This is a genomic window from Streptomyces sp. JLBJ103, assembly GCF_058215575.1.
In genome coordinates this window covers 1,020,270-1,042,063 of sequence record NZ_CM177089.1, presented here as the reverse complement: position 1 = coordinate 1,042,063, position 21,794 = coordinate 1,020,270, and the positions used below count along the sequence as shown (strand labels likewise).

The following is a 21,794-nucleotide window of genomic DNA, read 5'->3' as shown; positions in this document are numbered from 1 at the left end:
GTGGGGCCCCGTACGTCGCACACCGCGTACGGGGCCCCACGGCCGTCGTCGCGCGTTCCCGCCCGCCGGGCGCGGGTGTTGACCCGCTCCTGCCGCCCGGATACGTTCATTCAACGAATTGTTGAAAGCGTGGATCCGTGCGGTCGAGGCGTGGAGGTGCGGGAATGGTCCGGCGCGAAACGGTGGAGACCAGCCTTCCGGGTGCGGTACGCGAGGGCATCGCCGCCTCCCTCGCCGCCGTCGACGCCGAACTCGCCCGCCGCTACCCCGGCGATCCCGGCACCCGCCAGCCCGTCCACACCGTCTACGTCCCCGCCGACGCCTTCGCGGCCGACACCATCCGCTCCTGGGGCGACCAGGCGCTGGCCGCCCTCGACGAACACGCCCCCGACGCCGCCTCCCTCGCCGCCGTCCTCGGCATCCCCGGTGAACTCGCCGAGCCCGTGCACCGCCGGGTGCGCGCCAAGCTGGAGCGCGAACCGGTCGAGGATCTGCGCATCGACTTCGAGGACGGCTACGGCCCGCGCCCCGACGCCGAGGAGGACGCCGCGGCCGCCCGCGCCGCCTCCCTGGTCGCCGCCGCCCACGCCGACGGCACCGCGCCGCCGTACCTCGGTATCCGGATGAAGTGCCTGGAGGCCGCCGTCCGCGACCGTGGCATCCGCACCCTGGACATCTTCCTCACCGGGCTGATGAACTCCGGCGGGCTCCCCGACGGTCTGGTGCTCACCCTGCCCAAGGTCACCTATCCCGAGCAGATCACCGCGATGGCGCGGCTGTGCGAGGAGTTCGAGCGGGCCCGCGGACTGACCCCGGGCCGGATCGGCTTCGAGATCCAGATCGAGACCACCCAGGCCGTCCTCGGCCCCGACGGCCGCGCCACCGTCGCCAGGATGATCGACGCCGCCCAGGGGCGCGCCACCGGACTGCACTACGGCACCTTCGACTACAGCGCCGCCTGCGGGGTCAGCCCCGCCCACCAGTCCCTGGACCACCCCGTCGCCGACCACGCCAAGGCCGTGATGCAGGTGGCCGCCGCGGGCACCGGTGTCCGGCTCTCCGACGGCTCGACCAACGTCCTGCCCATCGGCCCGGCCGAGCGCGTCCACGACGCCTGGCGGCTCCACCACCGCCTCGTCCGGCGCTCCTTGGCCCGTGCGTACTACCAGGGCTGGGACATGCACCCCGGCCATCTCCCCACCCGCTACGCCGCCGTCTACGGCTTCTACCGCGAGGGCCTGGAGGCCGCCGCGGAGCGGCTGTCCGCCTATGTACGGCGCGCGGGCGGTGCCGTGATGGACGAACCCGCCACCGCCCGCGCGCTCAGCGGCCATCTGCTGCGCGGCCTGGACTGCGGGGCGCTGGACGCCGCCGAGGTCGAGCGGCTGACCGGACTGGCCCGCGCCGAGCTCGACGCGCTCGCCGGTCGCGCCCCGGGGACGTCCGCGGGCTGATCCCGGAACACCGCCGGCCACCCCTGGGCCCTGTCCGGCGGATCTTCGCGGGCCCGCGATGCCTGGCACGGCACCTCGCTGCGTTGTCGGGATCGTCCGAGTACGACCCGGTACGAGGACGACCCTCCGCCTTGCGATCCTCCCCCGGCTAACGCTGGGAGGTGCCCCCCTGCACCAGACGCCGCGGGCTGATCCGCGAAGATCCACCGGACAGGACCTGGCCCGTACCCCGTTCGCCCGTCATCCGGACGCATGACCCGCCCGGCCACATTTGCTCACCCGGACGTGTCACCCGGGATGCGGCACCGCCGGGGAGGGCCGGAGATGGTGGCATGGCGAGCGCCCATGACGACCCGCCGGGTACGCCCCCGCCGGAGCCGTCCGCCCCGGCCGGGCGGGACGGCGCCGGGGCGTGGCAGCGGGGGCCCGGACAGCTCGTCAGCAGGGCCGTCTCGGCCCTGCTGATCCTGCTGGCCTGTCTGCTCGTCCCGGCGTCGGTGCTGACCGTATGGGTCCACGACAACGTCCTGAACACCGACCGCTTCGTGGCGACCGTCGCCCCGCTCGCCACCGATCCGGCCATCCAGGACACCGCCGTGCGGCGGGTCGGCGAGGCAGTCGACATGCGCCGCGACAGCCAGGAGTTCACCGAGGACATCGCCGACTGGATGCGCGCCCAGGGCCTTCCGCCGAAGGCCGCCGACACCGTCGAGGGGCTGGCCCCGCAACTGGACTTCGCCCTCGACCAGGCGGTGCGGAGGGTCGCCGCGCACATCGTGCACAGCGAGCAGTTCGCCGCGGTGTGGACCGGTGCCAACCGGGCCGCCCACACCGCCGTCGTGGACGCCCTGACCGGCAAGCGCCACGGGCCGGTCGGCGTCGAGGGCGACACCGTCGTGCTCAACGTGGGCCCCGCCGTGGACCGGGTCAGACATCAACTGATGTCCGCCGGGTTCCCGTCCGCCGCGGGCATCCCCGACATCAACCAGAAGCTGATCCTCTTCCACTCCGACCAACTGGACACCATCAGACGTTCGGCCCGGCTGCTCGACCTGGCCGGGAACTGGCTCCCGCTGCTGACCTTCGCCCTCGGCGGCACCGGCGTACTGCTCGCCCACCGGCGCCGCCGCGCCCTGGCCCGCGCCGCCCTGGGCGCCGCGGCCGCCTCGCTCCTGCTGGTACTCGCCCTGGCCGTGGGCCGCCGCTACTACCTGGACCATGTACCGCCGAGCGTGCTCTCCCGGGCCGCCGCCTCGGCCATCTTCGACACCGTGGTGCACTTCCTGCGGGTCACCGTGGTCACCGTGCTGGTGCTCTGCCTCGTGGTCGCCCTCGGCGCGTATCTCGCCGGGCCCGGACGGCTGCCGCGCGCGGTGCGCGGCACCGCCGAGCATGCCGCCGACACCGCCGCGCGCTGGGGCGCCGCCCACGGGATGCGCACCGGACGGGCCGGGACCTGGACGGCGGACCACCGGCGGGGGCTGACCACCGGGGCCCTGCTGGGGCCGGTCGGGGTGTTCGCCCTGTGGAACCACCCCACCGTGCTCACCGTGGTGTTCCTGGTGCTGATCCTGCTGGCCGCGCTCGCGGTGATCGCCCTGCTGGCCGCGACCGGCCGCACCGGCGGTGCCGACCGCGGCCGTCTCAAGGGCTGAGGCGCTTAAGGCCCCACGAGGTCGGCTTCAGATGAGGATCAACACGATCCTCAGGTGAGGATCAGCACGATGAAGATCAGGCAGGCCGCGATATTGACCACCCAGCTGTGGCTGCTCAGCCGCTCCCGTAGCCGGGGCATGGCCTCCCGCGCCCGGTTGCCGAAGAGCAGATAGACCAGCAGCGGCTGCGCGGCGATCAGCACGGTGAGCCCGATGAACGGCAGCGCCTCCACCAGACCCGCGCCATACTGCTCCAGCGAGGCCCCCACGGTCAGCATGACCGCGATGTCGGACGGCATACAGAGGATGATCAGGAGCCCGGTGACAAACGCCTTGCCGGGATCCGCCTCCATCAGAGAGCCCAGCCACTTCGGCGGTTCCACGGTCTCGCGCTTCACGTAGTTCTTCACCGCGGCCGCCATCAGTAGCCCGACCAGCACCAGTTGGAGCACGGTGGCGGCCGACCCGGGCTGCTCGGGGCTGCCCGGGGACACCGCGTTGCCCAGCAGCGCGAAGATCCCCCGGGTGAGGGCGACTCCGGCCGTCGTCGCGATCGCCACGCCCAGCAGGAACGCCAGCGAGACACGTACCGGCCGCCGCGTGGTCACGAGGATCACAGCGGCCACGATCTGCGGACCCGCCATCATGGTGACGGCGAGCGGAAGGATCTGGAGGTCCATTGGCCGCCCTTCGTCTCTCCACTCCCATTCCCCCGCACCCGCGCCCGTCCGGCATCCGGGCTTGCGCCGACCGGGGCGGTCCGGTCAACGGACGTAGCCTGGAGATGTGGGCCCGGGTGGGGTCCTTGCGATCCCGCCGGGCGTGTCCGACGGGAGGCAGACGATGGACTACCCACTGCTGAATGTGTTCTGGACCACGATGTGGATCTTCCTTTGGGTCCTGTGGCTGATACTGCTGTTCCACGTCTTCGGCGACATCTTCCGTGATGACTCGCTGAGTGGCTGGGCCAAGGCCGGCTGGACGGTCTTCGTGGTGATCCTGCCCTTCCTCGGTGTCTTCGTGTATCTCATGGCCCGCGGCAAGGGCATGGGCGAGCGCCAGATGGCGCGGGCGGAGAAGGCCGACGAGGACTTCCGGGAGTTCGTGCGCACGACCGCCGGAACCGGCCGCGCCGCGGAGTTGTCACGGCTGGTGGAGCTGAAGGACCACGGTGACATCACCGCCGAGGAGTACGAGCGGGCCAAGGCCAAGGTGCTCGCCGCCTGAGCCGGGCAACGCTCGAGGAGCCGGGGGACGAGACGACGAGGAGCAGCGCAGCGAGGGGCGGTTCGATAAGGAGCCGCCCCGAACACCGGTACCGGCGCCGCGGCGCTCAGTAGCGCACCGCGGTGCCGACCTGTGCGGTGATCTTTCCGGAGAGCTTGCGGTGGCTGCGCGCGGTGACCTTCACGGGGGTGTGCGGCGCGGCCGAGGAGACGGTCACCACCACGGCGTCGACCAGGTCCTTGTCCGCGTTGCGGAAGTTGACCAGGACCGCGTAGGAGGCCGTCTGCTTCCCCGAGTTGGTGACGGTCAGCCGGGTCATCGCCCGCCCCTGTCCGTTGAACGACACCGGGGCCGCCCGCACATCGCGGGTGGCCTCGTGCCCGCCCTTGATCTTGTCCAGTTCGGCCTTGGCCGACGCGGTCGCCGACGCCACGGCGGCGGAGGCCCGGGACACCGCGGACGACGGGGTGCCACCCTCGTCCGAGCAGCCGACGGCGGCCGCCGCCAGCACGGCCATGAGGCTCACCGCGCAGATCGTCCGCGTTGGGCGCCCGCTCATCGTGTCTCCCTCGTCCCGGCGGCCGGGGGTCCCGGTCCTCCGCTCCCACCCTGCGGGCGGCCGGGGGACGGAGCAACCGGGGCGGGTCCGTTCAGGAGCGGGTCCGTTCAGGACGCGGACGGGGGCAGCTCGCCGGAGCCGCGGGGGATCAGCCGGGTCGGCAGGACGACCCGGCGGGGTTCGCCACCCGCGCCGTCCAGACGGCGGAAGAGCAGATCGGCGGCGGTACGGCCGAGCTGGGCGGCGTCCTGGGCGACCACGGTGACGGCGGGGGAGAGCAGATCGGCCAGCTCGAAGTCGTCGAAGCCGACGAGGGCCACCGGGGGCGCGGGCGCGGGCCGTTCGGCGAGCACCCGGACGACGGTGACCGTCACCCGGTTGTTGCCCGCGAAGAGCGCGGTGACCGGCTCGGCGCCCTCCAGCGCGGCGGTGGCCGCCGCCCGTACCCGCGCCGGATCGGTCGGGCCGAGGGAGACCCACGCGTCATGGACCGGCAGCCCGGCCTCGGCCATCGCGGCGCGATAGCCGCGCAGCCGCTCGGCGACGGTGTGGATGCCCGGCTGGTCGCCGAGGAAACCGATCCTGCGGTGGCCGTGGGCGATCAAGTGGGCGACGGCCTCCCGTGCCCCGCCGAAGCTGTCGGAGACCACCGCGTCGGCGTCGATGTGGCCCGCCGGGCGGTCGACGAAGACCGTGGCCACCCCCGCCGCTATCTCCGGGGCCAGATAACGGTGGTCGTGTCCGGCCGGGATGACCACCAGACCGTCCACCCGGCGGGCGCACAGGGCGAGCACCAACTCCTGCTCCCGCTCAGGGTCCTCGGCGCTGGAGCCGTTGATCAGCAGCGCGCCATGGGCACGGGCGACCTCCTCCACGGCGCGGCTGAGCGGACCGTAGAAGGGGTCGGCCAGATCCTCCAGGACCAGGCCGACGCTGGCGGTACGGCCCTTGCGCAGGATGCGCGCGCTGTCGTTGCGGCGGAAGCCGAGCGCGGTGATGGCCTCCTGGACCCGCCGCTCGGTGTCCGGGGTGACCCCCGGTTCGCCGTTGACCACGCGCGATACGGTTTTCAGCCCGACGCCGGCGCGGGCGGCGACGTCCTTCATCGTGGGCCGGGTGCCGTAGCGGTGGGGGGTGGTGCGGCCGGCGGAGCCCGGGGCGGTGTCGGTCACGGTGCGCTCGTCCCGTCGCGGTCGTGGTGGCGGAGGGTGTCGAGCATAGCCTCTGGACAACGTTGTCAGCGGCAGGGAAAACTGGTCCCGCACACCCTTGGCGCCGGGCCCACCAGGAGAGTCGACATCCATGCCACGTGACCTCATCGCCGCACTGGACATCGGTGGGACCAAGATCGCGGGCGCTCTGGTGGACGGAACCGGCACCCCGGTCGTACGGGCCCGCCGCGCCACCCCCGCGCGGGAGGACGGCGCCACGGTGATGCGGGAGGTCTCCGCGGTCCTGCGGGAGATGACGGCCACCGAGCACTGGGCGCGGGTGGCCGCCGTCGGGATCGGCAGCGCGGGCCCGCTGGACGCCTCCGTGGGCACCGTCAGCCCGGTCAACATCCCTGGCTGGCGTGACTTCCCGCTGGTCGCCGGGGTCCGGGAGATCAGCGGCGAACTGCCGGTCACCCTCGTCGGCGACGGGGTGGCGATGACCGCCGCCGAACACTGGCAGGGCGCGGCCCGCGGCCGGACCGGCGCGCTGTGCATGGTGGTGTCCACCGGTGTCGGAGGCGGACTGGTGCTGGGCGGCCGGGTACACCCCGGCCCCACCGGCAACGCTGGACACATCGGCCACATCAGCGTGGACCTCGACGGGGACCCGTGCCCCTGCGGGTCGCGCGGCTGTGTCGAGCGCATCGCCAGTGGCCCCAACATCGCCCGCCGGGCCCTGGACGGCGGCTGGCGACCGGGCCCGGACGGGGACACCACCGCCGAGGCCGTCGCGGTCGCCGCGCGGGCCGGGGACCCGGTCGCGCAGGGCTCGTTCGCCCGTGCGGCACAGGCGCTGGCCGCCGGGATCGCCGCGACCGCCGCACTGGTCGAGATCGAGGTCGCGGTGGTCGGCGGCGGGGTGGCGGGCGCGGGCGAGGTGCTCTTCGCGCCCCTGCGGCTCGCCCTGCGTTCCTACGCGACCCTGTCGTACGTCCAAGGGCTGGAGGTGGTTCCGGCGCAAATGGGCACCGACGCGGGACTGGTCGGCGCGGCCGCCGCGGCGGCGCAGGAACGGGGGCTGGACCGGTTCCGCGCCACGAGCACGCCCACGACCGGCGGCTGACCCCGGCTGTCCCCCGCTGCCCGTAGGCCCGGTCCGACGGATCTCATCGGGCCCGCGCGCCGCGGGCTGCTCCTCCGGCAGGTTGCGCCAGGGAGTGAACTCCTTCTGCGTCAAGGGCGGTGAGAAAGACGGGCCCCTTCCCGGGCTGCCCGTGTGCTGAGGCGGGGCAGGGGCGGGAAGGAGCCCGTCTCGGTGGGGGGTGACGTCAGCAGCTGAAGGTCGCGTCGGCCCAGTCGGCGTGGTCGCTGTCGTTGCCGTCACCGGCGTCGGTCGCCACAAGCCGTACGGTCTCGGCGCCGTCGACCGCGGCGGAGATCGCCTTGGCGGAGTCGGCGGTGGTCAGGGTGCCGGTCGAGGCCACCTTCTTGCCGTCGGCCCACACCTCGAAGGTGACGGTGCCATTCTGGATCTTCTCGTCGTCCACGCCCACCTGCGCGGAGAACGTCGAGCACCGGCCGCCGGTGTAGTACGTGATCTCGCTCGGCGCATGGGCGCCCAGGCCCTTGGCGTAGGTGGCGCCGCCGATGGTCAGCGGATGGCCGTCGCCCGCCTCGCTCTCACCGACACTGGTGTTCCGCTCCACCGGACCCCAGCCGTTGGCGGCGCTCACCCACGGCAGATCGCCCGCGGAGGAGCTCCCGGAGGGCGGTGCCACCACCACATGGGCCGTCGAGGACAGCTCCGTACGGCCCCGCGCGCCGGTCGGCGAGCGGTAGTCGGCCCGCACCTTCAGGTCGTACGCCCCGGGCTTGGCGCCGGCGGGCGGGGTGAGCCGCCAGTGCGTGGTCAGCGTCTTGCCGGAACCCAGCGAGCCGGCGCCGGACGGTGAGGTGGCCTTGGCGCTCCAGCCCTCCGGACCGGTGACTTTGACCGCGACCGAACGGGCGGCGGCCCGGCCGAGGTTGGTGAAGGTGGTGTCCAGCTTGGCCGGGGTCCCCGCCTCGGCCAGTGCGGTGCCCTTGAGGCCGAGGTCGGCGGCGGGCGGGTACGAGGCCCAGTTCTTGTCGGCGGAGACGCGGTAGAGCACGGTGCCATGGGCCGGGACGGTGGCCGACACGGTACCGGCGGTCTGGTAGGTCCGGTGCTGCCACAGATCGCGCAGCTTGTACGCGGGAGCCTGGGGCAGTCCGGCCTCGGCCGCCGTGGTGGCGATGTGCTGCGGCTGGTCGGTCTCGTTGAACAGGGCGATGGCGCGGCTGCCGTCTTTCATCTCCTTGGTGATGACCCAGCGCCCGTCCTGGGAGGAGAGCACCTTCCCCTGCTTGCCCAGCTGGTCCTGGTCGACGGCGATGACCTCGCTGTTGCCGAGGATCTCGTAGGTCTCGGGGGTGGCCTTGCGCAGATCGGTGCCGATCAGCAGCGGCGCGGCCATGATCGACCAGAGGGAGAAGTGGCTGCGGTACTCGGTGTCCGTCATCCCGCCGTTGCCGACCTCGAGCATGTCCGGGTCGTTCCAGTGGCCGGGGCCCGCGTACTCCGCGAGGGGCAGGTTCTGCTTGGCGATGCTCAGCATGCTGCCCCAGTTGTCACTGATGTCGCCGGTGGTGCGCCAGAGTTGGCCGACGTCCTTGGCCCACTCCCAGGGCTTGTTCTCGCCCCATTCGCAGATGCTGTAGACGATCTTGCGGCCGGTGGCCTCGGATGCCTTCTTCAGCGCTTCGCGCATGGCGCGGTAGCGCTGCTTGGCGTCGATGCCCCAGTTGTTGCAGTTGTCGTACTTGAGGTAGTCGACGCCCCAGTCGGCGAACTGCCGGGCGTCGGACTCCTCATGGCCGAGGCCGCCGGGGAAGCCGTGCTCGTTGCAGGTCTTGGTGCCCGCGCTGGTGTAGATGCCGAGCTTCAGCCCCTTTGAATGGACATAGTCGGCCACGCCCTTGATGCCGCTCGGGAAGCGCTTGGGGTCCGGCACCAGCTTGCCGTTGGCGTCGCGGTCGGGCAGTGCCCAGCAGTCGTCGAGGTTGACGTACTCATAACCGGCCTTTTTCAGTCCCTTGGAGACGAAGAGGTCGGCGATCCCCTTGATCATCTCCTCGTTGAACTCATCGCGGCAGTGGGTGGAGTTCCAGTTGTTGAAACCCATCGGAGGGGTGAGGGCGAGTCCGTCCTCGGCTGCTGCGGACGATGAGGTTTCCGAGGCGGACGTTGCCGCCGTGGCCTTGGTGGCAGGCGATGGATGGGCGGCGGCGGGGACGGACAGGCCCACCACGGCAAGGGTGGCTGCTCCTAGACATCCTATGAATCTTGAACGGATCGTAGAACGAGGCGAATGGCGCACCGTACGGCTCCTCTGCTCTCGGTGCCCGCTACGGCCTGTCATGGCCGCAACAGCTACGAGCGTTTACGGTAGAGCATGTTGGAGTCTGTTGGAAGCGAACTGATAACAGTTGCCCGATAGCTCGCCATACCCCTTGACGAGGGGGCTGTGGAGGGGTGTGATCCATTCACTCACGTTCGTTTGTGTTGGATTTAACCTCCGTGGAGGGGGACATGGCACAGTCATCGTCAGAACATCGGATCTCCCGCCGTGCGTTGCTTCGGGGTACCGCGGCTGGAGCCGGGGCGGTCGCCCTCCCGACGCTGCTCACCGCCTGCGGCGGTCCGAGCAAGGAAGTCAAGATCGGCTCCAACGCCTCGGACGCCGTTCCGCGCAAGGCGTTCGCCGAGGTGTTCAAGGCCTACGAGAAGAAGTCCGGCAAGAACGTCAAGGTCAACACCGTTGACCACGAGTCGTTCCAGGAGAACATCAACCGCTATCTCAAGGGCACACCGGACGACGTCTTCATGTGGTTCGCCGGATACCGCATGCAGTTCTTCGCCCAGCAGGGGCTGCTCGCAGACATCAGCGACCTCTGGGAGGACTTCGACGGATTCTCCGGAGCGCTCAAGGCGCAGTCCACGGGCAAGGACGGCAAGCAGTACTTCGTGCCGTACTACTACTACCCGTGGGCGGTCTTCTACCGGAAGAGCGTCTTCGAGCAGCACGGCTACGAGATACCCAAGACCTTCGACGAGTACCGGGCACTCGCCAAGCGCATGGACAAGGACGGCCTCGACGCCTTCGCCTTCGGCGACAAGGACGGCTGGCCGGCCATGGGAACCTTCGACTACCTCAACATGCGCGCCAATGGCTACGACTTCCATATCTCGCTGATGAGCGGAAAGGAGTCGTGGACCGATCCCAAGGTCAAAAACGTCTTCGACCTGTGGCGCGGTCTCATGCCGTACCACCAGAAGGGCGCCAACGGACGGACTTGGCAGGAGGCGGCGCAGAGCCTGGCGCAGAAGAAGTCCGGAATGGCGGTCTTCGGGCTGCCCCACCCGGGCCAGCAGTTCTCCGACGCCGACCGGTCCGACCTCGACTTCTTCCCCTTCCCGGAGATCGACTCCGCCTACGGCCAGGACGCGGTCGAGGCCCCCATCGACGGCTTCCTGCTGTCGAAGAAGTCCAAGCGGCAGAAGGAGGCCAAGGAGCTGCTGAAGTATCTCGCGACTCCGGCCGCCGAGGAGAAGTACCTGATGCGGGACCCGAACAATGTCGCGGTCCACAAGGAGGCGTCCACCTCCTCCTACAACGCGCTCCAGAAGAAGGCCGCCGAACTGGTCTCCGGCGCCAAGCAGATATCCCAGTTCATGGACCGTGACACCCGCCCCGACTTCGCCTCACAGGTCATGATCCGGGCCATCCAGCAGTTCATCAACAAGCCCGACGACATCGATGGTCTCACCAAGGACATCGAGTCCCAGAAGAAGACCATCTTCGCCGCCAGCTAGGAGAATCACGCAGTGCCGCTCAAGACCGCGCGGCGTGCCGGAGGACGGACGGGGCCGCGGAAGTTCACAGGCCGCGACCTCGCCGTCATCGGTGTGCTGCTGGGCATACCCGTCCTGATCGATCTGGTCCTCATCTGGGGCCCGACCCTGGCCTCCATCGGCCTGTCCTTCACCAGTTGGGACGGAATCGGCGACATCAAGTGGGTGGGCACGGACAATTACCAGGCCCTCTTCAACGACTATCCGCCGTTCTGGCCCGCCGTTCGTAACAATCTCCTCTGGCTGGCCTTCCTCGGTCTCGTCGCCACGCCCTTCGGGTTGCTGCTCGCGGTGCTCATCGACCGGGGCGTCCGCTTCAGCCGGTTCTACCAGTCCACCATCTATATGCCGGTGGTGCTCTCACTCGCCATCGTGGGCTTTATGGCGCAACTGGTCTTCTCCCGGGACCAGGGTGCGCTCAACGCCGTCCTCGGCAACAAGGACAATCCCGTGGACTGGCTCGGCGACCCCGACCTCAATATCTGGATGGTGCTGATCGCCGCGGCCTGGCGGCACACCGGGTATGTGATGATCCTCTATCTGGCCGGGCTGAAATCCGTGGATGCCTCACTCAAGGAAGCCGCGGCGATCGACGGGGCCGGCGAGGTGCAGACGTTCTTCCGGATCGTGCTGCCCACCCTGCGGCCGGTCAATGTGATCGTCCTGGTCATCACCGTCATCGAGGCGCTGCGCGCCTTCGACATCGTTTACGCCATCAATCACGGCCGCAATGGACTCGAACTCCTCTCCGTCCTGGTCACCGACAACATCATCGGTGAGGCCAGCAGAATCGGATTCGGATCCGCCGTCGCCGTCGTCCTGCTCACCGTGTCCCTGGGATTCATCGTGACCTATCTGGTCCAGGAACTGCGAGGGGAGAAGAAGGGATGACCGTCACCACGCCCACGGCCCCCGTGCGGGCCACCGCCCCCGCGGAACCGGCCAAGCGCAAGCGCCCCCGGGTGCGTCCCGGCAGGCTCGGCGTACACGCCTTCCTGATGACCGTCTCGCTGGCCTTCCTCGCCCCGCTGCTGCTCGCCGTCTACGCCTCGCTGCGCCCGTACGAGGAGACCGCCGAACACGGCTACTTCTCGCTGCCGCGCCATCTGTCGTTCGACTACTACAAGCAGGCGTTCAGCGACTCCGGTATGGGCAAGTACTTCGTCAACTCGCTCATCATCGCGGTGCCCGGGGTGCTGTTGACGCTGTTCCTGGCCTCGTTCGTGGCCTTCGCGGTCACCCGGCTCCAGATGCGCGGCGGACTGGTACTGCTGATGGTGTTCACGGCGGGCAATCTGCTGCCGCAGCAGGTGATCGTCACCCCGCTCTATGTGCTCTTCAACAAGATCGACCTGCCGTACTGGATGTCGGACTCGATGACGATGTACGACTCCTATTGGGCGGTGCTCGCCGTCCAGGTGGCCTTCCAGGTCGGCTTCTGCGTCTTTGTCCTCGCCAACTTCATGCGGACGCTGCCGATGGAGATCGTCGAGGCGGCCCGGGTGGACGGCGCGGGGGTGTGGACGCAGTACTGGCGGATCACCCTCCCGCTGTGCCGCCCGGCCCTGGCGGCCCTGGGGACGTTGCAGTTCACCTGGATGTACAACGACTTCCTGTGGGCGCTGGTCTTCATCTCCAACGGGGACAAACTCCCGGTCACCTCCGCCCTGAACAACCTGCGCGGGCAGTTCTTCACGGACTACAACCTGCTGGCGGCGGGTTCGGTGATCGTGGCGCTGCCGACGGTGCTGGTCTTCCTGGTTCTCCAGCGCCATTTCATCGCCGGACTCACCCTCGGGGCCAGCAAGGGCTGAGCGGGCCCCCTTCATCTCTTCACCTCCTTCGCCGCCTTCCCTTCTCGCCTGTTTGCGTCGCCTCGGTCACCGAGGCGACGCAAACGGGCGCGATCCGGCGCGATCCGGCGGGATCCGGCGGGATCCGGCACTCCGGTGCGATCGCGCGTTTCCGTGACAGGGTGATGCGGGCAACTGTCAGGGGGCGATGGATTAGGGGGAAATGTGATCGTCTGGCTGAACGGTGCGTTCGGCGCGGGCAAGACCGCAGCGGCCCGCGAGTTGGTGGACTTCATGCCCGGCAGCACGTTCTACGACCCGGAACTGGTCGGCAACGGTCTGCGGATGCTGCTGCCCCGCAAGCGCCTGGAGGAGGTGTCCGACTACCAGGACCTGCCCTCCTGGCGGCGGCTGGTCGTGGACACCGGAGCGGCCCTGATCGCGGAGGTCGGGGGTCCGCTTGTGGTCCCGATGACGGTCCTCAGACAGGAGTACCGGGATGAGATCTTCGGTGGCTTCGCCGCCCGTCGGATACCGGTCCGGCATGTCCTGCTGCACACCGATGAAACGATCCTTCGCGAGCGAATAGCCGAGCGCGAGGAGATCCCGGGCGACGCGGACGCCAGCGAGTCCGTCCGCCGCTGGTGTCTGGATCACCTCGCGCCCTACCGCGCGGCCCTGGGCTGGCTGACCACCGACGCCCATGTCGTGGACACCACCGGGCTCACCCCGCGTCAGACGGCCGCGCATATCGCGGACGCCGTGCGCGACGGCGCCGGGAACTGCGACATCGTGCAGACCCCCGAGCCGACGGCCGCCACCCTGGCGGCCGGGGTGCTGCTCTTCGACGAGGACGACCGGGTGCTGCTCGTCGACCCCACCTACAAGCCCGGATGGGAGTTCCCCGGCGGAGTGGTCGAGCCGGGCGAGCCCCCGATGTGCGCCGGGGTGCGCGAGGTCACCGAGGAACTCGGGGTCCGGCTCGACGCCCCGCTGCGGCTGCTGGTCGCCGACTGGGAGCGGCCCCAGCCGCCCGGCTTCGGCGGTCTGCGGCTGCTCTTCGACGGCGGCCGCCTCACCACGGAGGCCGCGCGCGAACTGCTGCTGCCCGGCGCGGAGTTGCGCGGCTGGCGCTTCGTGACCGAGAGCGAGGCCGCCGGGCTGCTGCCCCCGGTACGGCTGCACCGCCTGCGCTGGGCGCTGCGCGCCCGCGAACAGGGCCGCCCCCTCTACCTCGAGGCGGGCGTCCCCGCAGGCCGCCCCCTGGACGCGGCGGCCCTGGAAGCGACCTTGGCCGACTCGTCGGCCCATCCGCCGATCCACCCGTCGGCTGGTGCGCCGACCGGTCCGCCGACCGACCCGGTCGGAGTGCCGCGCCCGGCGGGTTGAGGGGTGGGGGGCTTGGACGGGCGGGCCGAAGGTGCCCCGGGCCGGACGGGGTTCGGCCGTGAGAGGCGAGATCTACTGAGTGCCCGCGAAGATCGGCCGACGGCACCAGGGGACGGGCTGACTGCGGCTGGCTGGGTGCCCGAGGGTGGGCGTGAGGTGGCCGGGCCGTGTGGGTGACCGGCGTGCCGCAAGTCTGCGCTCGCCCGGCGGACTCGACGGCGTACCCGGTGCACCCTCGCCGGTGAGCTGGGCCGCCACTCCGGCGGCCGGAGTGACGACCCGGCGCTGATGACCACTCCGCAGCCGAGCAGCTCGCCGCAGGCTCCCGCCCTCAAGTGGCCTGATACAGAGCCGGGTTGTGTCGTGGTGGCCGAATCGGGCCCGGCCTGGGCGTGGTTCCGGCCACCACGGCGGGCCGGCTCACGCCGTCCGGCCGGGCGGGTGGCCGGAACCGCCTGAGGTGGCCCGGGGCGGGCCAGCCGCCTGTGGGCCCAGGCCCTGTCCGGTGGGTCTTTGAGGAGCAGCCCGCGGCGTCTGGTGCAGCGGGTACCTCCCAGCGGTAGCTGGGGGAGGATCGCAAGGCGGAGGATCGTCCTCGTACTGGGCGTACTCGGGCGCCTTTCGACAACGCGGCCGGGGGCACTTCCCAGCGTTAGCTGGGGGCGCGGTGCCAGGTGTCGCGGGCCCCATAAGACCCCCGGACAGGGCCTAGCGCTTACCCGCCGCGTACGCCGTCAGGAACAGCGCTTCCGTGAGCGAGAGTTTCTCCAACTCCTCCGGCGACACGCTCTCGTTGACCGCGTGGATCTGCGCCTCGGGCTCGCTCAGCCCGATCAGCAGAATCTCCGCCTCCGGATAGAGCGAGGAGAGCGTGTTGCACAGCGGAATCGAGCCACCCTGACCCGCCGTCGCCATCTCCTGGCCGTCGTACGCCACACGCATCGCCGCCCGCATGGCCTCGTACGCCGGGCTGCTGGTGTCCGCGCGGAACGGCTGGCCCTCGCCGATCTGTTCCACCGAGACCCTGGCCCCCCACGGCGCCGCGGCCCGGAGGTGCTCGGACAGCAGTCGGCTCGCCTCGCCCGCTGCCACCCCCGGCGGCACCCGCAGGCTCACCAGCGCCCGCGCGCTCGCCTGCACCGAGGGGGTCGCGCCGATCACGGGCGGGCAGTCGATGCCCAGCACCGTGACGGCCGGGCGCACCCAGATGCGGTCGGCGACCGTGCCCGAGCCGATCAGCTCGACCCCGTCCAGCACCTTGGCGTCCCTGCGGAAGTCCTCCTCCTCATACGTCAGCCCCTCCCACACCGCGTCCGACGCCAGGCCCTCGACCGCCGTCGAACCGTCCTCGGTGCGCAGCGAGTCCAGCATCCGGATCAGGGCGGCGAGCGCGTCCGGGGCCGCCCCGCCGAACTGGCCGGAGTGCAGATTGCCTTCGAGGGTGTCCACCGACACCCGCAGCAGCGTCATCCCGCGCAACGTGGCCGTGACCGTCGGCAGCCCGACCCGGAAGTTCCCCGCGTCGCCGATCACGATTGTGTCAGCGGCCAGCAGTTCCGGATGCGCCTCCGCGTAGCGCTCCAGACCGCCGGTGCCCTGCTCCTCCGAACCCTCCACTATCACCTTGACGTTGACCGGGACACCGCCGTGCTCCTTGAGTGCGCGCAGGGCGGTGAGGTGCATGATCAAGCCACCTTTGCAGTCCGCCGCGCCGCGTCCGTACCAGCGGCCGTCGCGGTCGGTCAGCTCGAACGGCGGGGTGAGCCAGGCGTCCTCGTCCAGCGGTGGCTGCACGTCGTAATGCGCGTAGAGCAGCACGGTCGGCGCGTCCGCCGGGCCGGGCAGCAGGCCGTAGACGGACTGGGTGCCGTCGGGGGTGTCCAGCAGCGCCACGTCCTGGAAACCCTCTGCTTCCAGGGCCTCCACCACCCATCTCGCGGCGGCCTCGCACTCACTGCGCGGAAACTGCGCCGGGTCGGCGACCGACTTGAACGCCACCAATTCGGCCAGTTCCCGCCTGGCGCGCGGCTGGAGGGCGGCGACGGTCGCGGCGAGTGCGGTGTGGTCCGTGTGGTCCGCGGGGTGCGCGGCCGGAAGGTGTGGTGCCTGCTCCATGGGGGACACTCCTGTGCTGTGATGGGCACGTGTGTACGGCTTGATCCGGTGCCGCGATCATCCCACAGCGGGGTCACGCACCACCGCGCCGTAGGATGCGAACGGTGGGGGAACGCAGGGTGATCAGGTCGGCCGAGTGGGAGCGGAAGCACACGTGAGCAGCGACAACACGGACCGGAACGGGGAGTCCCCGGCAGAGCCTTCGGCAGCGCCAGGCGACGAGTCGGTGTGGGACGTAGTGGTGGTCGGCGCGGGCCCCGCGGGTGCCTCCGCCGCCTACGCCGCCGCCTGCGCGGGACGCCGGGTGCTGCTGCTGGAGAAGGCCGAACTACCCCGCTACAAGACCTGCGGCGGTGGCATCATCGGTCCGTCCCGCGAGGCCCTGCCGCCGGGCTTCGAACTGCCGCTGCGCGAGCGGGTGCACGCGGTGACCTTCTCGATGAACGGCAAGCTCTCCCGTACCCGCCGCTCCAAGCAGGCTCTCTTCGGCCTCATCAACCGGCCGGAGTTCGACGCCGCTCTGGTCGAGGCGGCGAAGGACGCGGGCGCCCGGGTGCGCACGGGTGCCGCCGTCACCCGCGTCGAACAGCACGGTCCCTCGGTGCCGGACCGCCGCACCGTCGCCGTGGTGCTCGCCGATGGCGAGACGCTGCTCGCGCGTGCCGTGGTGGGCGCGGACGGCAGCGCCAGCCGCATAGGAGCCCATGTCGGGGTGAAGCTGGACCAGGTGGACCTCGGTCTCGAGGCCGAGATCCAGGTCCCGCCGCCCGTCGCGGAGGACTGGGCCGGGCGGGTGCTGATCGACTGGGGCCCCATGCCCGGGAGTTACGGGTGGGTCTTCCCCAAGGGCGACACCCTGACCGTCGGCGTCATCTCCGCGCGCGGCGAAGGCGCCGGGACCAAGCGCTATCTCGAGGACTTCATCGCCCGGCTCGGCCTGGCCGGATTCGAACCGAGCATCTCCTCCGGCCATCTCACCCGCTGCCGCTCCGAAGACTCCCCGCTCTCCCGCGGCCGGGTGCTGGTGTGCGGGGACGCGGCCGGTCTGCTGGAGCCGTGGACCCGCGAGGGCATCTCCTTCGCCCTGCGTTCGGGGCGCCTCGCGGGTGAGTGGGCGGTCCGGATAGCGGAGGCCCACGACGCGGTCGACGCCCGCCGCCAGGCCCTGAACTACGCCTTCGCGATCAAGGCGGGGCTGGGTGTGGAGATGGGCGTCGGACGCCGGATGTACGCGGCCTTCGCCCGCCGCCCCGGGGTCTTCCACGCGGCGCTCACCGGATTCCGCCCGGCCTGGCGCGCGTTCACCAAGATCACGCGCGGCACCACGACCCTCGCCGAGCTCATCCGCACCCACCCGGCAGCGCGCCGCGCCCTGATGGCGATGGACCGCGGCTAACGGGTTTGCTTCCGCGTCGGGCGGCGCCAGGCGTCCGGGACGCCCGGTGCCTGTGTGCCGCGGGCCGCGCGGTACAGAAGCGGGGCGGTGCCGTCCGCCCGTCCCCCAGTCGGGCCCGCGGTGGCGCGTGATCACGGGTATGGGCTCCGGGCCTGCCTGAACGCGCGCGCTGACGCCCCCCCGTTCGGCCCGCGGCGGTCTGCGGGGGCCCATGGGGGTCTGTGGCGTACGGCTGCCGCGTCGGATTCGGGGGCTGTCTGTGCCTACGTGCTTCAGACGTGTGGGTGGTTCGTCCTCCGCACGGTGACTGCTGACTGCCGTTGGCGATACGCCGCGTGCGGTCCGGACGCTGTCGGCCGGGCGGCCTGGCCCGGACCGTGGCGGGTCGGCGGTCACCGACGCGTACGGGTGCCGCGTTGGCGCCGGGCGCCCGTGTCCGAACGCGGCCTGACGCGGAAGCGGTTGGCCGCCGTGCGCTGCTCGGGCCGTTCGTCCGGACGGGCGCAGCGCGCGTTTCCCCGGTGCCGAGGTCCGGCGGCGCGCAGGGACCGGGTTGCGCCGGGCCGGGGGCTACTCCCGGGGGAGTATGCCGGGCCACCGCGTCCGGCGGACGACGCGGCAGGTCGGGGCCGTCTAGCGTGGCGGTATGCACGATGCACCGGGGGAACGCGACCCGCGCCGCGGGTCGGCCGGAAAGCGGGACCACGACGGCGCCGCACCCGGCGGCGCGCGCCCTGACGAGACGGGCTATGGCGAGACCGGCCCTCGCGGGATCGGCCCTGGCGAGAGGGCCTCCCACGAGACCGACTCCCACGAGAACGGCCCTGACGAGACAGGCTTCCGTGAGACCGGCCCCCACCGGAGCGGCCCCGGTGGTCCCCGCCCGGCCGCCGCCGACCGTCCGCACGGCAGCCCGGCCGGGCCGGGGCGGCGGTGGCCGCCGTACGGCCATCGGCCCTTCGGACCGCCTTGGGTGCGCGGCCGGGCGCCGTGGTGGGCCGGGGAGGGGGAGGAGCCATCGGGCGGCGGGCGGCTGCCGTGGCGCTCCTCGGTCGCCGTCGCGGTCGTCCAACTCGTCGGCACCCGGTTCGCCGCGCACGATCAGCACGCCCGGCCGGACCTCGGTCCGTTCGCCTTCGCGCTGCTGCTCGCCGGGCCCGCGCTGCTGCTCGTACGCCATCGGCACCCGCGCCTGGCGGTGTTCGGCACGGCGGTGGTGACCCTGGTCTACCTCGGCGCCGGATATCCGTACGGCCCGGTGTTCCTCAGCGTGGTCATCGCCTGTCTGGCCGCGGTCGCCGCGGGGCGGCGGATCGCGGCCTGGAGTGCGCTGGGGCTGCTGTGGGCGGGCCATCTGCTGATCGGGCACTGGCTCTACCGCTGGCTGCCACCGGCCGGGGACGGTCCGGCCTCCTGGGGGCTGGAACTGGGGGTCGCGGCCTGGGCGACGGCGATCGTCGCCGCGTCCGAACTCCTCCGCGTACGGCGTGAGCAGTGGGCTCGGGCGCGGGCCGAGCGGGCGGCGGCGGCGCGCCGCCGGGCCGATGAGGAGCGGTTGCGGATCGCCCGTGAGCTGCATGACGTCCTCGCCCACAGCATCGCGGTCATCAATGTCCAGGCGGGGGTCGGCCTCGCCCTCCTCGACCAGGACCCCGAACAGGCCCGTACCGCGCTGACCACCATCAAGGCGGCCAGCAAGGAGGCGCTGGGCGAGGTCCGGCAGGTGCTGGACACTCTGCGGACCTCCGGCGCCGCGCCGCGTTCGCCCGCGCCCGGTCTGGACCGCCTCGGCGAGCTGACCGAACAGGCGGCGAGCGCGGGGCTGACGGTGGAGTTGGCGGAGGAGGGCCGACGCGCCGCGCTGCCGCCGGGCACCGATCTCGCCGCGTTCCGGATCGTCCAGGAGGCGCTGACCAATATCGTCCGCCACTCCGGCTCACGCACGGCCCGCGTCCGGCTCCGCTGGTCCCCGGACGAGCTGGAGTTGCGGGTGGACGACGACGGCCCGGCCACCACGGACGGTGCCGGGGAGGGAACGACGCGCGGTACGGCGGGCGGTGGCAACGGCCTGGTGGGCATGCGCGAGCGGGCCGCGGCCTTCGGCGGCACGGTTGAGGCGGGCCCGCGCCCGGACGGCGGCTTCCGCGTCCTCGCCCGCATCCCGCTGGCCCGCTCGGCCGGTACGGTGGCGGCCGCGCCGGAGGAGGAGGGCCCGTGAACGGGGTGAGCCACCGGAGCGGGGGCTTGCGGCCCGTCCCAGCCGCGTGGGGGAACAGGGAGCCCGACCCCGGCACCGTTCGCGGGGCGGCCACGGGCTCACACGGCCAGGACGGGAGTCTCAACACGGGGGAGCCGCACCTCCGGCACGCTGCGCCTGCTCCAACTCCCGCAACCGCGCCAGGTCCTCGGCGATTCGCTGGCGCGACACCTCCAGGTCTTCCGGCGAGTACCGGAGGGGAGGAGCGAGAAGCCACAGCGTGTCTAGCCGTCGGTACAACCCGCGTTGCGTCACATGGCGGCACTCATCGCCGCCCGGCCCGCCGTCGGCACCTCTGACGTGATCCGCCTACGCAACGGCATGGATGCCCTAACCACACTTGATCAGAGCAAGGGCGGACACGCCGCACTGGAGAAGTACGCGCTCGTTGGCGCGGCCGAAGCCGTCGGCCTGCAAGGCAAGGCCGCATCACAGCAGATCAGGCAGCGACTGTTCAGTGTCGCCGCCAACTACACCGCTACCGCCGCATGGTCCTGTATCGACGCTCGGCAGTTCGATCGCGCCCGCAACCACCTGAACGAGGCGCTACGGCTCGCCGGGATGGCACAGGACCCCTTGGCGCAGATGCGGGTATGGAACTCCACGGCCATCCTCGCCCACCAGCGCGGCGATGTCGGCGAGAGCATCGCCGCCGCCCAGGCCGCGCAGGCCACCGCGATCACCCGCCGTGACCCGCTGTTTGGTTCCCTCGCCCATGCCCGCACGGCTATCGGCCACGCCCGGCGAGGGGACCGGCAAGCGGCCGTCCGGTCCCTTGGATACGCCGAAGAAGCCTTGGGCAAGGCGGAGTCGCGGCCACGGCCGGGCTGGGTGGCCTTCTACGGGGCCGCAGAGCTTCACGCCCTTGCTGCGATCGTCCGGGAACAGCTCAGCGAACCGGCGGACGCTGAGGCCGCCTCGCACCGGGCTCTGGCCGCCTTGCCGAAGGAGTACCGGCGCAATCGCGCGATGGCCACCGTCCATCTCGCGCTCGCCCAGCTCCACCAGGGCGACGCCGAGCAGGCCTGCGCTACAACTCAGGACGCTTTCGCGCTCATGTCCGGAAGCCCCCTGCCTGGGCGGCTGAGGGTATTGCTCGGCGACTTCTACCGTGATCTGCTCACCCGCGCGCCGTCTGCTCAGGTGACGCGCGAGTGGGGCGACCGTTTCCGATCCGAATGGAACACCCCTTGACCACGGCAATCGAGCTGCGCCAGTACGGTCACGACGACCTCCCCGACATCCGGCAAACCCTTCTCGACGTGCACGCCGATGCCTACGCCGACCGGATTCATGAGGAGTTCGTGCAGCGTTTCCCGTGGTTCGTGGATCACTGGGGCGGCCGTGAGGGGTTCGCCTGCGTGATCGCCTACGAAGGCGGTGAGCCGGTGGGCTTCACCTACGGGTCCCCGTCCGAGCCGGGCCGGGAGTGGTGGCGCGAATACCTCGACCCTGCGCCGGCGGACGCCTCGACGTTCGCCGTGTCTGAGCTGATGGTGCGGCCGAAGTTGCGCAAGAAGGGCTTGGGCGAACGGCTGCACGCCGCCCTGTTCGATGGCCGTAGCGAGGCCATGGCCGTGCTCACCGTCGACACGAAGCGGCCCCGTCTGCAAGCCATGTATGAAAGGTGGGGTTACGGGAAGATCGGCGAACAACAACCGTTCCCCGACTCCCCCCGGTACGCGGTCATGCTCCGCGACCTACGTTGACCCTCCCCCGTACACGAAGGCCCGCTCTCTCCCTCGGGAGGTGGGCCGTTGGCGGTGGACCGGCTTCCTGGAAGTGGTGAAGGTCGGCGAACTCCCCTCAGTCCGAGGAGACCACTCAGCCCCGCGCCGAGATCATCAGAAGAAGCCCCTGAC

Annotated in this window: 17 protein-coding genes; 12 read left to right on the top strand and 5 right to left on the bottom strand. The window is 71.2% G+C overall.

Features of this window, described 5'->3' with window-relative positions; translation table 11 throughout:
* The first annotated feature begins 164 nt into the window (after positions 1-164).
* Complete coding sequence (locus AC4BEG_RS04225; protein ID WP_490704564.1) at positions 165-1,454, top strand: DUF6986 family protein; 1,290 nt, start codon at positions 165-167, stop codon at positions 1,452-1,454.
* Between the two features lie 332 nt (positions 1,455-1,786).
* Entirely contained in the window at positions 1,787-3,109 is a 1,323-nt protein-coding gene (locus AC4BEG_RS04220) for a hypothetical protein (RefSeq protein ID WP_490704563.1), read from the top strand.
* 50 nt (positions 3,110-3,159) lie between these two features.
* Here the strand turns inward: AC4BEG_RS04220 and AC4BEG_RS04215 are convergent, their stop codons facing one another.
* Positions 3,160-3,789, bottom strand: coding sequence for a GAP family protein (locus AC4BEG_RS04215; protein ID WP_490704562.1), 630 nt, complete (start codon positions 3,787-3,789; stop codon positions 3,160-3,162).
* Positions 3,790-3,952: 163 nt separating this feature from the next.
* On the opposite strand from AC4BEG_RS04215, the gene AC4BEG_RS04210 reads away from it, so the two are divergent.
* Entirely contained in the window at positions 3,953-4,336 is a 384-nt protein-coding gene (locus AC4BEG_RS04210) for an SHOCT domain-containing protein (protein WP_490704561.1), read from the top strand.
* A 106-nt stretch (positions 4,337-4,442) separates the two neighbouring features.
* Here the strand turns inward: AC4BEG_RS04210 and AC4BEG_RS04205 are convergent, their stop codons facing one another.
* Both AC4BEG_RS04205 and AC4BEG_RS04200 read right to left on the bottom strand, forming a co-directional pair.
* The gene (locus AC4BEG_RS04205) at positions 4,443-4,895 is read right to left on the bottom strand and encodes a hypothetical protein (RefSeq protein ID WP_490704560.1); all 453 of its coding nucleotides are present in this window, start codon (positions 4,893-4,895) and stop codon (positions 4,443-4,445) included.
* Positions 4,896-5,002: 107 nt separating this feature from the next.
* Entirely contained in the window at positions 5,003-6,067 is a 1,065-nt protein-coding gene (locus AC4BEG_RS04200; protein ID WP_490704559.1) for a LacI family DNA-binding transcriptional regulator, read from the bottom strand.
* A 130-nt stretch (positions 6,068-6,197) separates the two neighbouring features.
* Between AC4BEG_RS04200 and AC4BEG_RS04195 the strand changes: the two genes are divergently transcribed.
* Positions 6,198-7,172: an ROK family protein gene (locus AC4BEG_RS04195; protein WP_490704558.1), complete on the top strand. Its 975-nt coding sequence runs from the start codon at positions 6,198-6,200 to the stop codon at positions 7,170-7,172.
* A gap of 205 nt (positions 7,173-7,377) precedes the next feature.
* On the opposite strand, the gene AC4BEG_RS04190 is transcribed toward AC4BEG_RS04195, so the two are convergent.
* Positions 7,378-9,447 (bottom strand): NPCBM/NEW2 domain-containing protein, encoded by a 2,070-nt coding sequence (locus tag AC4BEG_RS04190; protein ID WP_490704557.1) that lies wholly within the window; start codon positions 9,445-9,447, stop codon positions 7,378-7,380.
* A 212-nt stretch (positions 9,448-9,659) separates the two neighbouring features.
* Here AC4BEG_RS04190 and AC4BEG_RS04185 point away from each other — a divergent pair, with 212 nt between their 5' ends.
* From AC4BEG_RS04185 to AC4BEG_RS04170, 4 genes are all read left to right on the top strand, one after another.
* Positions 9,660-10,943, top strand: coding sequence for an ABC transporter substrate-binding protein (locus tag AC4BEG_RS04185; protein WP_490704556.1), 1,284 nt, complete (start codon positions 9,660-9,662; stop codon positions 10,941-10,943).
* 12 nt (positions 10,944-10,955) lie between these two features.
* Positions 10,956-11,873 carry a carbohydrate ABC transporter permease gene (locus AC4BEG_RS04180; protein WP_490704555.1) on the top strand — a complete coding sequence of 306 codons (918 nt, stop codon included), beginning with the start codon at positions 10,956-10,958 and terminating at the stop codon, positions 11,871-11,873.
* A complete protein-coding gene (locus AC4BEG_RS04175; protein WP_490704554.1) occupies positions 11,870-12,796 on the top strand; it encodes a carbohydrate ABC transporter permease in 927 nt (308 codons plus the stop codon). Before AC4BEG_RS04180 ends, AC4BEG_RS04175 begins: the two co-directional genes overlap by 4 nt.
* 204 nt (positions 12,797-13,000) lie before the next feature.
* Positions 13,001-14,164, top strand: coding sequence for an NUDIX hydrolase (locus tag AC4BEG_RS04170; RefSeq protein ID WP_490704553.1), 1,164 nt, complete (start codon positions 13,001-13,003; stop codon positions 14,162-14,164).
* Between the two features lie 708 nt (positions 14,165-14,872).
* On the opposite strand, the gene AC4BEG_RS04165 is transcribed toward AC4BEG_RS04170, so the two are convergent.
* Positions 14,873-16,279, bottom strand: coding sequence for a dipeptidase (locus tag AC4BEG_RS04165; protein WP_490704552.1), 1,407 nt, complete (start codon positions 16,277-16,279; stop codon positions 14,873-14,875).
* 226 nt (positions 16,280-16,505) lie between these two features.
* On the opposite strand from AC4BEG_RS04165, the gene AC4BEG_RS04160 reads away from it, so the two are divergent.
* The 4 genes from AC4BEG_RS04160 (at position 16,506) to AC4BEG_RS04145 (ending at position 21,641) form a co-directional block, all read left to right on the top strand.
* Positions 16,506-17,675, top strand: a complete 1,170-nt coding sequence (locus AC4BEG_RS04160) for a geranylgeranyl reductase family protein (protein WP_490706977.1) — start codon at positions 16,506-16,508, stop codon at positions 17,673-17,675.
* Between the two features lie 646 nt (positions 17,676-18,321).
* Positions 18,322-19,893, top strand: a complete 1,572-nt coding sequence (locus AC4BEG_RS04155; RefSeq protein ID WP_490704551.1) for a sensor histidine kinase — start codon at positions 18,322-18,324, stop codon at positions 19,891-19,893.
* A gap of 294 nt (positions 19,894-20,187) precedes the next feature.
* A complete protein-coding gene (locus AC4BEG_RS04150; RefSeq protein ID WP_490704550.1) occupies positions 20,188-21,126 on the top strand; it encodes an NsdA family TPR-like regulatory protein in 939 nt (312 codons plus the stop codon).
* On the top strand, positions 21,111-21,641 hold the full coding sequence (locus AC4BEG_RS04145) for a GNAT family N-acetyltransferase (protein WP_490704549.1): 531 nt from the start codon (positions 21,111-21,113) through the stop codon (positions 21,639-21,641). The genes AC4BEG_RS04150 and AC4BEG_RS04145 overlap by 16 nt, the downstream gene beginning before the upstream one ends.
* The last annotated feature ends 153 nt before the right edge of the window (positions 21,642-21,794 follow it).